11 protein-coding genes and 1 pseudogene are annotated in these 15960 nt (G+C 68.0%); 7 read left to right on the forward strand and 5 right to left on the reverse strand.

Annotated features, from left to right (window positions below; all coding sequences use genetic code 11):
* Positions 1–1005 precede the first annotated feature (1005 nt).
* Complete coding sequence (locus tag MXD95_RS08340; RefSeq protein WP_250639969.1) at positions 1006–1362, forward strand: hypothetical protein; 357 nt, start codon at positions 1006–1008, stop codon at positions 1360–1362.
* 325 nt (positions 1363–1687) lie between these two features.
* On the opposite strand, the gene MXD95_RS08345 is transcribed toward MXD95_RS08340, so the two are convergent.
* Both MXD95_RS08345 and MXD95_RS08350 read right to left on the reverse strand, forming a co-directional pair.
* The gene (locus MXD95_RS08345) at positions 1688–2140 is read right to left on the reverse strand and encodes a hypothetical protein (RefSeq protein ID WP_250639970.1); all 453 of its coding nucleotides are present in this window, start codon (positions 2138–2140) and stop codon (positions 1688–1690) included.
* 660 nt (positions 2141–2800) lie between these two features.
* The gene (locus MXD95_RS08350; RefSeq protein ID WP_250639971.1) at positions 2801–4147 is read right to left on the reverse strand and encodes an NsdA family TPR-like regulatory protein; all 1347 of its coding nucleotides are present in this window, start codon (positions 4145–4147) and stop codon (positions 2801–2803) included.
* A 295-nt stretch (positions 4148–4442) separates the two neighbouring features.
* Between MXD95_RS08350 and MXD95_RS08355 the strand changes: the two genes are divergently transcribed.
* From MXD95_RS08355 to MXD95_RS08370, 4 genes are all read left to right on the forward strand, one after another.
* Positions 4443–5552, forward strand: coding sequence for an acyl-CoA dehydrogenase family protein (locus tag MXD95_RS08355; protein ID WP_250639972.1), 1110 nt, complete (start codon positions 4443–4445; stop codon positions 5550–5552).
* Positions 5549–7498, forward strand: a complete 1950-nt coding sequence (locus tag MXD95_RS08360; protein ID WP_250639973.1) for an aminotransferase class III-fold pyridoxal phosphate-dependent enzyme — start codon at positions 5549–5551, stop codon at positions 7496–7498. Before MXD95_RS08355 ends, MXD95_RS08360 begins: the two co-directional genes overlap by 4 nt.
* Positions 7499–7587: 89 nt before the next feature.
* Positions 7588–9429, forward strand: coding sequence for a glutamine--fructose-6-phosphate transaminase (isomerizing) (gene glmS, locus MXD95_RS08365; protein WP_285223563.1), 1842 nt, complete (start codon positions 7588–7590; stop codon positions 9427–9429).
* Between the two features lie 86 nt (positions 9430–9515).
* Positions 9516–11096, forward strand: a complete 1581-nt coding sequence (locus tag MXD95_RS08370; RefSeq protein ID WP_250639975.1) for a class I tRNA ligase family protein — start codon at positions 9516–9518, stop codon at positions 11094–11096.
* Between the two features lie 121 nt (positions 11097–11217).
* Here the strand turns inward: MXD95_RS08370 and MXD95_RS08375 are convergent, their stop codons facing one another.
* Together MXD95_RS08375 and MXD95_RS08380 are read right to left on the reverse strand one after the other, a co-directional pair.
* Positions 11218–11754, reverse strand: coding sequence for a flavoprotein (locus MXD95_RS08375; protein WP_250639976.1), 537 nt, complete (start codon positions 11752–11754; stop codon positions 11218–11220).
* Positions 11751–12851, reverse strand: coding sequence for a hypothetical protein (locus MXD95_RS08380; protein WP_250639977.1), 1101 nt, complete (start codon positions 12849–12851; stop codon positions 11751–11753). Before MXD95_RS08380 ends, MXD95_RS08375 begins: the two co-directional genes overlap by 4 nt.
* Positions 12852–13289: 438 nt before the next feature.
* On the opposite strand from MXD95_RS08380, the gene MXD95_RS08385 reads away from it, so the two are divergent.
* Entirely contained in the window at positions 13290–14153 is an 864-nt protein-coding gene (locus MXD95_RS08385) for a NucA/NucB deoxyribonuclease domain-containing protein (RefSeq protein ID WP_250639978.1), read from the forward strand.
* 71 nt (positions 14154–14224) lie between these two features.
* Positions 14225–14821 (forward strand): hypothetical protein, encoded by a 597-nt coding sequence (locus tag MXD95_RS08390; RefSeq protein ID WP_250639979.1) that lies wholly within the window; start codon positions 14225–14227, stop codon positions 14819–14821.
* Between the two features lie 37 nt (positions 14822–14858).
* On the opposite strand, the pseudogene MXD95_RS28465 reads toward MXD95_RS08390, so the two are convergent.
* Positions 14859–15433: pseudogene (locus tag MXD95_RS28465) on the reverse strand (NF041680 family putative transposase); the annotation flags it as partial.
* Between the last annotated feature and the right edge of the window lie 527 nt (positions 15434–15960).

Here is a 15960-nt window from a genome sequence, read left to right on the forward strand (position 1 = left end):
ATCGTCCCAGGTCAGAGGGCACTTTCTTGTTCACCACGCCGATCACCGGGCAAATCGGACGGTGCATCCAGGCTCAGCTGACTGTGAGACCAAGCGAATCGCCCACAATCTTTTCCCCGAATTGATCTCCATGCTGGCGCCGACGGTGACAGGGCGCGGGCAAGCCGGTTGGCAAGCGTTCCGACCTGAAGCTCAGCAAGGGGCTTCCCCGGGCCGGGCCGATCTTGCCGGAGCGGACCGCGTCGCCGGTCTGGTCCGGGGCCGACTTCGAAGATTTTGACGAGGCCCCGTATTGATCTTCCTTTCGGTGCCGGCCGCTCTGGGCAGCTGACGATGGCCCGGTTGTGTACACGGGCGTGTGTCCGGGATGCGTGCCCGTGCCGTGGCAGCTCGGCGTGGCTGCCACGGAGGAGGTAGACCCGCGGCGTTGCTCTGGATGGCCGGTGCGGGGAGCGCATTTTTGACCGGTTTTGCACGGAGCGCGCACACTGCGCTGCTATTGCACGGGTGCCTAGCAAGGGTGAACGGTTAGCCTTGCTGCGGTCCACACGCTTCCCATCACCCCACCTCGTAGATCATTTAAGGCTACATCACCTGACTATGGCCGAGAGCTGCGGGCGTCGGCATAGTAGTCCGCGGTGGGTCTGTTTCGTCGTGCTCCTTCGGGTTCGTGAGTTCTGCTTGGTTGGCTGGGGTCTCGGGCTGCTCGGCTGGTAGCTGCAGGCGGCAGCAAGGTCTCCGGACGTGATCGCGAAGGGGTGAACGTCACCGTGGGGCGGGTCAGCCATCAGGACAAGGATTTTGAGCAGCTCTTGCGAGACCTGGAAGCAAGGGGTTGGAGGGTGGTGAAGCGCAAGGGGTACTTCCGCTGTTACTGCCCGTGCGGATGGGTTAGCAAGTCGGTTCCTCTGACCCCTTCGGGGGGCAGGACGCTCATGAATCTTCGGAAATGGTTCGGCCGGAACACGTGTGCGAAGGGGAATGGGAGCGGGGGTGAGGTTCCACATGGACGCGGGAATCATGGTTATCACCACAGGAGGAGAGACGGACCTGTTCGATGCAGTCGGCAGGATCATGGACGAGTTTCATGGCCTGGAACACCAAGGTGGGCGACGTGAGTGTTCTATCGACGAAAGTCGCGAGGGTCCAGGAATAACTTTCCTCGATATTGAGATGTATATTCAGGCTGTCGGCGTCGAGTCCGGGTTCGGGGTGGGCATGGAATGGCTTCGCCTGGGTTTGAGAAACGCCGGGCTTCCTGACGCGTGGTGGGATCTGCGTCATGCTCGGATCGAGGTGGAGGATGACGACTTACCGGGGACGCGTGTCGTACGTCCGGCGTCGGAGCCAGACCGTCCCTGACGAGCCCGTGGCCGGTGACCGACGCGTGCCGGGCCGCAGATCGCGAGGCGGTCCGCAAGGCCGTCGCTGCTGTCGGGGCTCGGGTGATGATGGCCGACCGTGCGGGGTTCGTGGGTGTGCGGGCCACCGCGGATCCCTGACCTCGCCGGCCGCGTCCGACGTGTCACGCCGCTGCCCTTGCCGCGCAGGGATGAATGTCTGGTGACGGTCGATGTCAACGCGCCGCCGGGCGGCCCACACGTCTTCGCTGTGGCTACCGAGCTGCGTGCCCGAAGAGATCGGTACGTGGAAGGGGTTATGGGATGTCTCGCGCGAGAGATGGCCTTCAGCGGAGGGCACAGAGGCTTCGGGCAGGGCCGTGCGCTGTTCGCGCCTGCCGCCCGAACTCGACGCGCTTACCCAACACGTCGGCGCGTTCGCGCACCTGCTCACCCGCCTCACCAATACCACGGTCACCGACTGGATCACCGCGGTCCGCGCCGACGATCTGCCCCCTATCCGCCAGGCGGCCCGACCAGGACTGCGCGGATGTGGCCAGCGGCTTCGGATCGACCGGGGCACGATGGCCGAACAGGACGCAGGCAGGGACCGGGAAGAACGACGGTTTGACCGCGTGCAGGTTCCAGGCCGCGTCGAAGGCCGCGACGACGCTGTCGGAGGGTGTGCTCCATTTGCCGGTTCGGAAGCCGGCGAACTGGCGCCGCGACAGCGTGGCCAGGGGCAGCACAAATTCGAACTTTCCGCTGGTCTTGAGGTAGAGCTCGGTGGCGCGGGCCACGAACAGGCGGGGGATCCTGGTGGGTGGCGACCGCCGCGCCGGCCCAGAAGCCGCGGTCGTCGGTCATCGCCCGGAAGTCGGCCTTGGTCGCCTCCGGCACCGCATGAACCGGTAGGCCAGCCATGGCGGGTTGCCGACAAGCACGTCGACCCGGGAGGTGACCGGCTGGCGGGATCTCGCGGCCAGCCCGGTACCGACCCTGGCCGACGGCCGGATCCAGCTGATGGCACCGGAGACGGTGAATAACCACCTGTCCCACCTGTCGGCGTTCTTTCACCTGGACCGCCGTGCACGCCCTGACCGGGCTGCTGACACACGGCGACCCCACCGCACGGGTAGAGCTGCTGCGACTGCCGGCACCGGCGCCGCGGGCGTTGGGTGACGCGCAGGTCCGCACGGGGTGAAGAGCATCCTCGACCGCATCGAGGGCTTCCACTGGCTGACCGGCCGTGCCCGCCGTGGTCTGGACACGGCGTTGGCGGTGCACGCGCACGCCCGGCCGTTACGGCGGCAGCGTCGGCGGAGGCGGGTCGGTGCGGTTGTGGGAAGTCGCGACCGGGCGGGGGAGATGCAGCGGTATCACGGTGCGTACACGTGATCGGCGCAGCACCGATCTGGGCGACGCCGCGACGCTCGATGATCGCTCATGAGTAGGAGAGGTCACAGGGTGGTGACGGTGGCGATGAGCTTGTCGGCGGCGGCGACGGTGGGGTCGCTGAGGTAGGGGCGCCAGTGGGTTCGGATGCTGGTGAGGGTGTGGTGGACGCGGGTGGACGACACGGTGGTGAGGTCGTCGGTGAGGGCGAGCACGGTGTGGGCTGCCGCGTCGGGGCGGCGGCGGCGGAGTTGGACGTCCGCGAGGCGGGTGCCGATGAGTGCGCGGCTGCGCCGCTCGCCTGATGCTCGTGCGCCGAAGGAGGCAGCGAGATGGTTTTCGGCGCCGGGTAGGTCGCCGAGCTGTTGGAGGGTAAGGCCGATCTGATGGTCGAACGCGGGCCGGTGGTACCTGCCGATCAGGTGGGTGTCGGAGGGGGGGTCTGCACGGTCGAGGTAGGTCTCGGTGTCGCGTAGGAGGTCGTGGGCGTGGCGGGGGGCACCGTGGGCGGCGGCGGTTGCCTCGGCGGCGAGGCCGGTGATCCAGGCGCGGGTGATCAGCGGGGCGTTTCGGGGGATGCTGCGGGTCGCGGCCTGGGCGAGCGCGAGTCCGGTGTTGGCGTGGCCGAGTTCGAGGGCCTGGACGGCCATGGATCGCAGGACGCTGGCTCGTAGCAGCGGGTCACCGGCTTCGTCGGCCATGCGCAGCGCCTGGACGTAGTAGCGCTGGGCGCGCCCGGCCGCTCCGTCGTCGGCCGCTTTCCAGCCGGCGAGGTAGGCGAGTTCGGCCGCGGCGCCGAACAGGTCGGGGCGGGCGCGGCCGGTCGTTCGGTGTAGGAGTGGTGCGACATCCCGGGCGAGGTAGGCGGCGACAGAGGTGCGGGCGTGGCCCCCGCCGTGGAGGTCGTCGAGGTCGGCGAAGAAGCGGGTCATGTGGCGGATGCGTGCCACGTCGGCCTGACCCGCGCCCAGAGTCGGACCCTGGTTGATCGCGATTGTCGGAGGTGCGGCTCCGCTGGCGGCGGCGGCCAGTGAGTAGACACCCGCGGTGAGGGCACTTCGCCGGTCGAGCATGTCATCGCTCCCGAGTTGGACGATCCAGGCGACGGCGTCGCCGTCCCAGGGATTGTCCGGCCTGATGGCGGCGGTTTCCGGCCAACCCAGGTCCGCGGGCCGAAATGGTCGGTTGAGCAGGCGGGAGAACGCCTCGACGGCGGTGGCGATGGTCGTGGCCTGCGGCGTCACGCCGTTGAGCCATTTGGCCAGGGAGGCGCCGGTGGTGCGTAACGCGGTGCCGTCTTCGAGGCTGACGCGGTTGATGGCCGCCGCGATGGAGTCGTAGGTGAGGCCGGTCGCACGGATGTGGGTGGCGAGCTGCTGGTTGCGGATCGGGGTGCTACGTGGCCGTGCCATCGACGTGCTTCTCCCTTCCTCGCGTCGGTCCAGCATGCACCCCGCAGGCAATAAGGGCAATACGAGAAAAACCAAGAAATAACCGCGATCCCGATGTCTGTGGGACCGTGATACCACCGGAGCGGAAAGGTCACCGAAGCCCGCGTCGCTGCGGTTTCCCATGAGATGTCGTGTTGTGACATCCCATGGATTCGCAAGGTTCGGATGTTCCATATCGATGAGGGAGAACATGTTTTCCGATGGGTTGGTGGATGGTGTGGGGCGAAGCCCCGCACGGCACAGGCTGCTAGCGACCGTGGCGGATCACGCGGCGATTCTGGCCGCGGGCACGGACGACAGCGAACGTGATCGGCGTCTGACCGAGACGTCGGTGCGGGCGTTGCGGACATCCGGGCTTTTCGGGGTTTTGGCACCGCGCGAGGTCGGTGGTGACCAGGTCGACCCCCTGACGGAGCTGGAACTGATCGAGGCGGTATCGGCCATCGACCCCTCCACCGGTTGGTCGTTCTGGGCGACGGCGGGTAGCACCGGGCGGGCGGCGTCGATGATTCCCGACGAGGCGCTGGGCGAGGTTTTCCCTGCGGGTCGGCCGCTGCCGCTGTTCGCTTTCCAGGAGCGTCCGTTCGGGAACGTGCACCGGCCGGCACGTGACGGCCTGCTGGTCTCGGGTCGGTGGCCCTTCGGGACGGGTGTCGCGCATGCCGACTGGGTCGTGGCGATCGGAACCGTACGCGAACCCGCCAGTGCCTTTCCGGGGGCTGGGGTGCTCGCGGCGGCAGTACCGATGGCACAGGTCCGTGTGGTCGACGAGTCGTGGGACGCGGCGGGGCTGGCCGGCACGGGAACCTTCGACTACGCGGTCGAGGAGGTGCTGGTTCCCTGGCATCGGGTGTGGGCGTATCCCCCGAACGCACCGATGCGGGGCGCGCCGCACTTCTCGTTCCGAAGAGCGGCGATCAAACACACCGGGTTTGCTCTTGGGGTGGCCCGCACGGTTCTGGACCGATTCATTGAGCACACCGCGGCGCTGAGGGCAACCGACGGCGTCGCGGGTGCTGTCGCCGAATCGGAGCTGCGACTTCAGGCGGCGCGGGCGCTGGGGTGGACCACAGTGGCGGCCGTGTGGGACGAGGCGCGCACGACCGGGCAGGTGGCGGCCGGGTCGCAGGCGCGGCTGCGCGCGGTGGCTCGCTACGTCACCGAGATTGCCCTCGAGGTCTGCGGGCTCCTGCACCGCCACGGGGACGCCTCGCTGTTGGCCCGGCAGCATCCCCTGCAACGGGCGCTGCGTGACATGACCGTCGCCGCCGCACATGGTGAGGTTTCCGCGCGGGCGATCGTCGACCACGGCGCCCACCTGATCGCTGCCCACCGCCACCCGACGCAGGCGACGGGCGCCGCGTGACCATCACGGAGACGAACCCGAGGCTGGTGGACGCGGTGGCGACGGCGTTGCGCCCGGTCTATCCGCCGGTCGTCGCGGCGGACGGGGCATCAATCACGCTGGCGGACGGGCGCACCGTGACCGACCTGGCGGGACAGACCCTCAACCTTCCTCTCGGCCAGGGACTGCCCTCCATCCTCGGGGCGGCCGTCGCGCAGGCCCAGGCGGTGCAGTTCGCCTCGTCGCGTTTCGGCACCGAGCCGTTCCTCGCGTTGAGTCGGCGGCTCGCGGATCTCGCGCCCGAGGGCATGAATGCGGTGATCCTGAAACTGACGAACGGGTCGGACGCGGTGGAGACCGCGATCAAGATTGCGTGGCTGCATACCCGACGCACGCGCATCGGCCATCTGCCGGGGGCCTGGCACGGCGAGAGCTTCCTCACCCTTGGCCTGGCCACGACCCACCGGGGCCGGCTCCTCGCCGCCGACGGCCATGTGGCGGCAGAGTCGGCCGAGATCAGCGCGCTGGCCCGTCTGGTGCTGTCCCGTCAGGATCTGGCCGGGGTGATCGTCGATCCGGCGATGGTCTCCAATGGCCTGCCGGCGGACGGCATCGAACAGCTACGCCGCGATCTCGCCGCGCTGCGTCGCGCCTGCGACGCCACCGGCACTCTGCTGATCTTTGATGAGATTCAGACGTTCGGTGGCTGGCTGGGCAGTGCCCTGTTCGCCTCGGAGTGGGCGTGGGTGCGCCCGGACCTGATCTGCCTGGGCAAGGCGCTGGGAGGCGGCTTCCCGCTGGCGGCGGTTGTCTGCCGCACCGAGATGGCGGCAGTGCTGCAGTACAACGACGCGGAGTTCACCTACGGGGGACATCCGGTGGCCTGCGCCGCGGCGTTGGCCGCGCTCGACGAGCTCGGCCGGCTGCGCGACGGTCTCGATGACCGGGCGACGATGATGGCCGATCTGCTGCGCGTGATGTTTCCCGCGGGAAGCTTCGAGGTTCGCCAGGTGGGTCTGATCGCCACAGTCGCACCCCGAGCAACCCGGTTACGGGAGGTGTGGACGGCACGTCTGGCCGCGGCGTGCATGCAGGCCGGGCTGTTTGTCCGGCCTACTGATCACGGCCGGCGGCTGATCCTCAAACCCCCGCTGGTCCTGCCCGCCGGTGAGCTGGCCGGCGCGCTCGCGGAGATCGGACGGCATGCCCGGGATGTTCAGTCCGGTCTGCGTCGCGTCCGACCGGCCCAGGATGCGGGGCGTGTCGCCGCGCATGAGCTCGCCGGCTGGCTGCTCCGGCGCCCTGCCCGCCCCGACCGGATCGCCGAGCCCGCGGTGCGACGGTTATGCGCGGCCGACCCGGGCCTGACCGTGGTGGCCCGAGAGCCGTCCGTGCAGGAGGAGCTCAGCCGCCGTCTGCGCGCCGTCGGTGTGCCAGCCGTCGCGCTGTATGCCGCGCCCGGCCGGGACGCGGTCGACTACGACTACCTGCCCGGCCGGACGCTGCGGGATGTCCTCGCGGACCCCGACACCGACGATGCTCTGCTCAACGGTCTCACACTGCGCGCCTACGAGGCCTTGGTCACCGCCCACGATCAGGGAATTCTGGTCGGGATCTGCAACCCCGGGCGGATGATCGTCACCGGGCGTGGGGATCTGCGCCTGGTCGATCTCGAGCTCGGCTGCGTCGGCCCGACGTCGGCGGTGACGCTGGTCGAGGAGACGAGCCTGGTCGTGGACCTGCTCGCCGCGATTCCTCCCGGCCATCCGATAGGCGACAGTCTTTCCCGCCGTCTGCTGGCCGCGGTGGCTGACCGACATAACCACGCTGACCTGCTGGTGGTGTGGGAACGGCTCCGCGGCTACTACGGCGACACGGCGGCCAGCGGCGATCCACTGGCCTCTCCGGCGATCTACACACGGCTCCTCGCCTCCGCGATCGCCTCCTTGCGGCCTATCAAATCGTGACTGTCCACTGCTGCGGCTGTGACCGGGGCCGATAGCCTGGCCCGGCGCAGCGTACGCTGCCGATCGATTTCTGGGAGGTCAACGGCGACATGTGCGGAATCGTGGGAATGGTAGGAGCAGACAGCGGCATTCTGCGTGACACCGTCCAACGGCTCGCGGGAATGGAATACCGCGGCTACGACTCCTACGGTATCGCAGGATTGCACGGCGACGAGTCGGCGATCAGCGTCCACAAGAACGTCGGCTCGGTCGGCCGCGCGCTGCGCGCGGGAGAGTTCGACTCCCTGCCCGACACAACCCTCGCCCTGGCCCACACCCGCTGGGCCACCCACGGCGGCGTCACCCAGGCCAATGCCCACCCGCACCTCGACGCGCTCGGCACCGTCGCCGTCGTGCACAACGGTGTGATCGCGAACCATCATGAGATCCGCCGCCAACTCGAGCACGAAGGCGTCGTCTTCGCGTCCGATACCGACAGTGAGGTCGCAGCCCACCTGATCGGCCGTCACATCGCCGCCGGCGCCACCGTCCTGGACGCCCTCGCCCGCACCACGCGCACCCTGACCGGCGAGTACGCCCTGGGCGTGATCGCCCTGTCCGACCCGGACGCCGTCTACGGCACGAAACGCAAAAGCCCGCTCGTGGCCGGGCATGACGGCACACGGGCCGCGCTCGCCTCCGACCAGATGGCCCTGACCGGCCTTGGTCAGGTCGTCTTCCTCGACGACGGAGACCTGGTCCGCCTCACCCCCACCAGCACCGAGATCTACACCCTCGACGCCGACGGCCAGCCCGTCGCCGCGAGGCGCCCACAGGTCACCCTCGCCGACCAGCAGACCGCGGAGAAAGGCACCTTCCCGCACTGGATGATCAAAGAGATTCATGACATTCCCGCGGCCATCAGCACCGCGCTGCACCTACCCGCCGACCAGTTCGACGGCATCATCCCCACCGGCGCCGCGCGCCCGGCGCATCTCATCGGCGCCGGCAGCGCCTTCTACGCCGCCCACATCGGCCAGTACCTCCTCGCCGAGCTCGCCGGGATCTCCGCGATCGCCCTGCCCTCCGACGAGGCGAGCTACCTTGCACTGCTGCGCCCCGGGGACGCGGTGATCGCGATCAGCCAGTCCGGGGAGACGTTCGACACCCTGGAGATCTGCCGCGCCGCCCTGGCGACCGGAGCGGTCCTCACCTCCGTCTGCAACGTTCCCAACAGCACCCAGGAACGGATGGCCACCCACCAGCTCCGGCAGGGATCCGGCCCGGAAATCTGCGTGCTGTCCACCAAGTCCACGATCAGCCAGGTGGTGCTCCTCGCCCGCCTCGCCCTCGAAACCGGCCAGCACCACGGCACCCTCAACTCCGATCAGTATCAGGAGCACGTCGACGCACTTACCCGCCTACCCGAGGTGATCCGCGGTTTCCTCACCGACGAGGCGGACCGCATCCAGGAAATAGCCAAACAGTACAGCCACGTCGAAGACTGGTTCTTCATCGGCCGTGGACATCTTTTCCCCGCCGCCTGCGAATCCGCCCTTAAATTCAAGGAGGTGTCCTACCGGCACGCCGAGGGCATGCCCGCGGGCCTGTTCAAACACGGCACAATCAGCCTGATCGACGAGGACTTCTACACCGTCGCGCTCCTGCCCTCCGCCCACGCCGCCGAGGAGCAGTACACCGCGACCCTCGTCGCCGTCAGCGAGATCGCCGCCCGCGGCGGCCCGGTCATCGGCCTGGGCTCCCAGGACGCCGACCCCGACGACATCGCCGCGTTCAGCGACTACCTCGCCCTGCCCTACCTCGACAACATCGTCACCGATCTGATCATCCAGCTTGTCGCCGGCCAGCTCCTGGCCTACTACTGCGCGCTGCACCTCGGCCGGGAGATCGACCAGCCCCGCAGCCTCGCGAAGTCGGTCACCGTGCGCTGACCCGCGCCCGCCGGCCGACCCGCCCGGCGCATCGCCACCTCCGGGCAGCGTCGGCCGGCGGCACACCTCTGTGGGAGGACCCGCCCATGACCCGCCACCTGCTCCTACCCATGCAACCCACCCCCAACGGACGCCTCCACATCGGCCACGGCGGCGGCCCCTACCTACGCGCCGACGTCCTCGCCCGCGCATTACGCCGCGACGGCCACCAGGCCGCGATCATCACCGGCAGCGACGCCTACGAGAACTGGGTCCTCGCCGACGGCCTCACCTCCGGGCGCACCCCCGAGCAGACCTGCGCCCACTTCCACAGCGGCATCGGCGACGACCTGCACCGACTCGACATCCACCTCGACACGTGGATCGACCCGCTCAGCGACTCCCACCGCGTTCCGTACATCGCGTTCCACGAGCGTCTTCACCAGCAGCTCACCACCACCGGCGGCGCCGTCCTCACCCGCGAACGCATCCCCGTCAACACTCGCACCGGACAGCCGCTTGTCGGCACCTGGATCGCCGGCCGATGCCCGACCTGCCAGCAGCCCTGCGGCGGAAACACCTGCACCGCCTGCGGCGACCACTTCCAACCCGAACAGCTCCTCGACGCCCACTCCCGCCTCGACCACGACCCCATCCGCTGGACCGACCACCCAAACTGGTTCCTGCAGCCCACCGACCTCAACACGGTCCTCACCGCCCTCACCCGCACCGGGCTCGCCGACCCCTTCCTCACCCCGATCCGCCGCTACCTCACCCGCCCGACGCCGCGCATCCGCCTCACCCAACCCGGAGGATGGGGCATTCCCAGCCGTCACGCCCCCGCCGGCTCGGTCCTCGCCAACACCTACTACGCCTACTGCCTCTACTCCGCCGAACACTACGCAGCGTCTCTCTCCCCGGACGAGCCGCACCCCTTCACCACCGAGTCCGACATCACCACCATCGGCCTGTTCGGCACCGACAACTCGATCGCCGGCCTTCTCACCCCTCACGTCATCGCAGACGCCACCGGCCTCTACCAGCCGTTCGACCACACCATCGTCAACCACATGCTTCACCTCGAAGGCCGCAAATGCTCCACCAGCAAGCAGCACGGCATCTGGATCGACGACATCCGCAACGTGCTCAGCAGCGACGAACTGCGCTACCTCCTGGCCCACCTACCCCTCGACCATCACGTCACCGACCTCACCACCACCCACATCGTCGACCAGGTCAACCGGCTACGCCGCTGGACCAACATCGTCCTGAGCACCCCACCAGACAGCTACACCCGCCAGCAGCCCACGACGGCGATCCGCCATGACGCCGCGCACCAGGCCCTCACCCGCCAACGCGCACTTCTCCACCCCGCACACGTCGACCTCGCCGAAGCCGCCCGCGACATCGACCGCTGGCTCTTCGACGCGGCCCCCGACCCGCACTCCACCTCCGCACCCACCACCTGGCTCCACGACACCGCACTGCTCACCTACCCGATCATGCCCACCCTCGCCACCCACCTCTGGCACGCCCTCGGCCACCCCGGCACGCCCGCTACGACCAACTCAGCCCTCAACAGGCAGGCACAGGCCAACGCCGCAGGCGAACCAACCCTCACTCGCAGCCAACCGCTGACCACCAACGAGCTCCGTCGCCACGTCCATCTCGGAGACGTCAGCGCATAGCTCCCGCGGCCTCTCGACTACGGCAGGGGGTTGCCGCGGGCCTGCGGTCCTTCGACGACGAGACGGTATCCCCGGGAACGCCGCAATAATGGAAAATATCGAAGCACCCAGCACCGGGATGTCAACCCACTGTGTCCAAGGCTAGATTCCATGGAAAAGTTGCAATCTTGTCCCCGCCGGTTCGAGGTGGGTGGGGTTCGAAGGCCCCAGGTCCGAGCAGGACGGTGATGCCGGCCGCTCGCAGATCTTCGACGCTGCGCGTGAAGATTCTGTTCGCCGCGAGTGCTTCGTTGACGAAGGGCAGCACGGCAATGGGCAGCCCCAATCCCGTAAGCTCGGCCAGCACGCTCAGGGGGTAGGTGTCGGCGATCCCCCCCGCCCATTTGTTGATCGTGTTATAGGTCGCGGGGGCGACAATGACAGCGTCAGCATCAGGCAGCGTCGCTGGGTCGCCGGCCGGGCGGTATGTAGTACGGACAGGGCGCCCTGTCTGCTGCTGCAGCGCCGGAACGTCCAGGAAGTGCGTGGCTGCTGCGGCGGTGGCGACGAGCTGCACCGTCCACCCGCGCCGATGTGCCAGTTCCACGAGACGGCCGACCTCGCCAGCTGGTCCGGCGCCGCAGACCACGACGTACAGACATCGAGGTGAGACGCTCACGCGGTCAGCCCAATCCGGTGGGCCAGCTGGCGCAGCTCGGGAAGCGAACTCGCACCAGGACGCCCAAGAAGATCCCTCACAAGACGCTGTCCCACTGGCCGACACCGAACCTCTTCAGGGGCAAGCTGGTCTGCATCGAGCAGGACGCGGGCAGCCCGGCCGGCATGGCCGGCTTGGCGGTGGGCTTCGGCGAGATCCAGGAGATAGTTCGCTCTGCGCTCTCGCGGCAGCCGGTGCAGGCTGGCCGGGTCAATGCTGCGGGCGAACGCGACGGCGGCGGCTCCTTCCTGGAGTCGGACGAGCGCTGCCAGCCGGTGCAACGCGACATTGGTAACGCCGAAGGCGGTCACCCGGTGCGCGAAGTTCGGTGGCAAGGTACGCGCTACCGCGGCGGCCCGCTCGTGGAGAGCCAGCGCGGTGGCCGCATCGCCGCGGGCTGCGGCGGCAAGCTCAGCTGGCAGTATCAGCATGCCGTAGAGCGAGGTGAGTTCGATGTCGCCGATGATCGCGGATTCCATGCGATCGGCCATCGAGATAAGAAGAGCCTGGGCTTCGGCGGGCTGGCCGGCCTGACTCACAGCGCGGGCGACGCTGCGGGTGGCACGCGCCAGGCAGACGGTGTCACCGCTCTGGCTGGCCACGGTGATGGCACGGTCAGCCGCGAGCCAGGCCACGTCCGTGGTCTCGAACTTCAGCAAGGTTGACGACGCGAGACGATAGGTCATCACCAGATGCCGGGTAGCCTCCAGACGATCATCATCGCCGTCGACGGCTTGAAGGGTGGCCTGCGCCTCGACGATCAGATCGGGTAGCACCCGGCCCATGACAGAGAAGTGCGAGGCCAGCCAGGCGGAGCAGGCATGCTCGACGTTCTGCCGCAGCCGGCTTAGCCCGCCGTGACCCCAGGGGCGTTCGCGTCGGGTGGCCTTCGTTGATAGCGGCCGCCAAGCTTGATCATTAGCAGAGTGATCCATGGCTCGGCCGGCGTGCCAGGCACGAGGGCCGGCTGCTACATCGCTCAGGCGTCGCAGGCATTTGTCTTCCACATCGGCCGGCACCCTGCCATAGTTCAACGGCAATATTGATGTCAAGCGCATGTGGGTTGAATCATGCCGGCCGGCGCTCGCCTTTTTCTGGCACTCCTCCTGGCCAGGAATTCTTGCTCGAAAGCAGCCATTCGTGGTGGATCGAGGTGCCGTCCCGCATCCAAAACCCCCTTGACGATGACACTCCGCATTCGGTTAGCTTCTCTATGTTCAAACATGTGGGGCTGATGGGGCTCGGCGAGTTTGCGTGGGACCCGTGATGGAACCTCGCTGTTCCTGCCACCTGGTCTTCCTCTTCATCTAGATAGATCACCGTGATTTTCGTTGCCGTGGAATCGCCGGTGACCATTGCGTGAAACAGGGAGGATGCGTACCTTGAACATGCGCGTTTCCGCACGTATTGGAGTTGCTGCCGTCGCGTTCGGCCTGGTGGCAGCCGCTGGGCCCGCCGCCCAGGCGGCGCCGCAGACTTCGTTGAATGAGCGTCCGGTGACCTGTAGCGTTGTTGAGCTGAATCAGAATCGGTTCAGCGAATGCCAGAACATCTCCGCGCGTGTCGACGTCGTCAAGGACGTCCGTGGCGTGAGGGTACGGGTCGGCCAGGCGACCTTCACGATCAGGCACGCCATGACCCTCAGTTCGGGTTCGACCAGCTGGCGGGAGACGTTCCAGGTTTCCAAGGCTGTCATCACCGGCCAGGCCACAGGCGTCAGTGTGCGGGTGGCCGTGCGGGCCGGGAACGGGACCACGGCGACGGTCAGTTTCCCGCAGGGCCACACCCTGGACCGCGCGGCCAGTGGCACCGTCACCTACCGGACCACGCCGATCCCCAAGAGAAAGATCAACGCGAAGACGCAGACCACGTACACCTACACCTTCACCAGTCCCGGCCGCACCATCGGTAGCTTCTCCTACCGTTCGGCCGCCTACCGGTGCGACAACTACTACGGCACCTCCGGCTGCGCCATGACCGAGGCTCCCACCGCTGTCAGCATGATCGGCCTGCCGCGCATCGACGAGGGTATCCGGAGCCTGCGTGCCAGGGGCGGACGGTACGGCAACCCGAACGGCGGCCTCGCCCTGCACTGGATGATCAACGACGGGCAGAAGAACAAGAACCGGGCCGCCGTGTGCAACCTGGCGGTTCCGCCGGCCATGCGCACCGCCGGACGTACTACGTGCGACGAGTACCCGTTCGCCTCCACCTACGAGGGCGGCACCACGCTTCCCGCGAACCAGCGTGCGATCACCTGGGTCAACCGGAGCGAGAATGACGCCCAGGGAGCCCGGATCACCAACTGGCGCCGGGCGTTCCACGTGATGGACCACGACCCGTTCTACGTTATCGCCTGACCAGCAGACAGACGCGGTGCCCCGGTCGGCGAGGCACCCGGGGCACCGCGGCACCGGCAAGGAGGCCCGTCATGCTGTTGAAAGACGTCGTCCTGACCGTCGAGGTCCAGGAGTCCGGCTACCTGCTCGCCCTCGGCGAGGACGATGACTACCCCACCGAGATGCCCTACGGCTGGCGCTGCGGCCCGGCAGGCGCCAGCAGCATCGTGGTGCTCACTACCACCGACACCGGACCGGTGAGCCTGACCATGCAGCTCCACGACACACCACCACCCCCGGACAGCAGCACCGGCTGGGAACCAGTCGAAGAAGTCAGCCTGCACGCCGACACCAACACCATCGCCGTGCGGGTCCTCGGCCAGGGCGACATCGTGGATGCCTGGCCCGACCATGAAGCACCTCTGGTCATCCCACCCGCCGCCGGCGATCCGCAGTGGATACGCCTCCGGTTGCACTGCCACGTCGACCACCACGAGCCAGGTCTTGGCGATCGAGGAGAACGCCACCTCATCCAGCTGTGGCACGCCGAGCAGACACCACCGATCCACCCACCACTGAGCGCAGCCGACCTCGAAGCACGCGCCGCCTACGCAGAGGCAGCCAACAGTCCCGTCGAGGAGTACGCCCACTCTTACACCATCGATGGGGACAACCACATCGTTTCCTAAACTTGTCGTTTAACTTGCCTGCCTCTCTCAGGCCCGCGGTTAATTTTTCTTTGATCTTTCCTGCGGGCTGGTGGAGCGCGCGTCGTCGGTTGGGGCTTCCGGCGGGTCGGCCGGGGCCGGGGTGGCTGGGTTTCGGCGCGCTGGCCGGCTGGGCGGTTTTCGGGCGGATGGTGCGGAACCCGCGGCGGACACGAGCCGGAGTCAGCCGGCCGGGCCGGGCGGGCCGTTCCCCGGGGGCGGCGCAGGTCGGAGACCAGGTGGTGGGCAATACGCGGCTGGGTATAGGCGGCCAGGACGAGCCAGGTCCAGCGGTCCGCGGTGGCAGGGCTGCGCAGCCTGGGGGCGGTCCAGCCCAGGGTCTGCGTGAACAGATGGAGGGTGTGCTCGAGGTCGAAGCGGCGCGGGAACGCCTGCCGCCAGCGGTCCACGTCGGGCGGGGTGGCACCGGTGGCCGAGCACCACAGCCACAGCGGCTTCGGGCTCCGGTCACGGGGCAGCCGATCGACGACGAGGCGGAGCAGGGTGCCTTCCAGGATCGGCGCTGGCCGACGTGATCTTCCCAGGCCGCACGGCGCGGGTCAGCCGGGGATGGAGCCGGTCCCAGCTGGGCGCTGACGTCTCCGAGATGGACGTGGCGACGGAGCTCGCTGGTGGTCAGCGGTTGGCTGGGGGCGGGGGCGGTTCGCCTGCCGCGTTGGCCTGTGCCTGCCTGTTGAGGGCTGAGTTTGGCCGTAGCGGTGCCGGGACAGCGCCCGCGGGTCGCCTGCTCGGCGTATGGGAGGCCGAGCAGGTTCTCCCAGAAGAAGATCACGTTGGGGTCAGGGTGGCGCGAAGCCCGCGTTCCAGCAATCCGCGCGACGCCAGGTCAGCGAGGCACCGCCCGGCCCGCTCGAATCCCGCGGATCATCTGGAGATGCCCATGTCCGCAGCGGTAAGCTACGCTACGTAGCCACAAAGAGTGCACGTGGCAGCATCGGCTGCGGCCGACAGCTTCTCGAGGATTGCGGCATAAGATGTTGTTCCCTCTCCGATTCCGGCGGTCGCGGCAGTTACTCGGCGGGCGAGCCTGTCATGATTTCCGTGTATGCCGGAGGTGGACGGCCTACATGCGTTTTCTCGTGATGTGCCTGGTCAGGCTA

It is taken from the genome of Frankia sp. AiPa1, from assembly GCF_023243075.1.
In the GTDB taxonomy this organism is placed as follows: Bacteria; Actinomycetota; Actinomycetes; order Frankiales; family Frankiaceae; genus Frankia.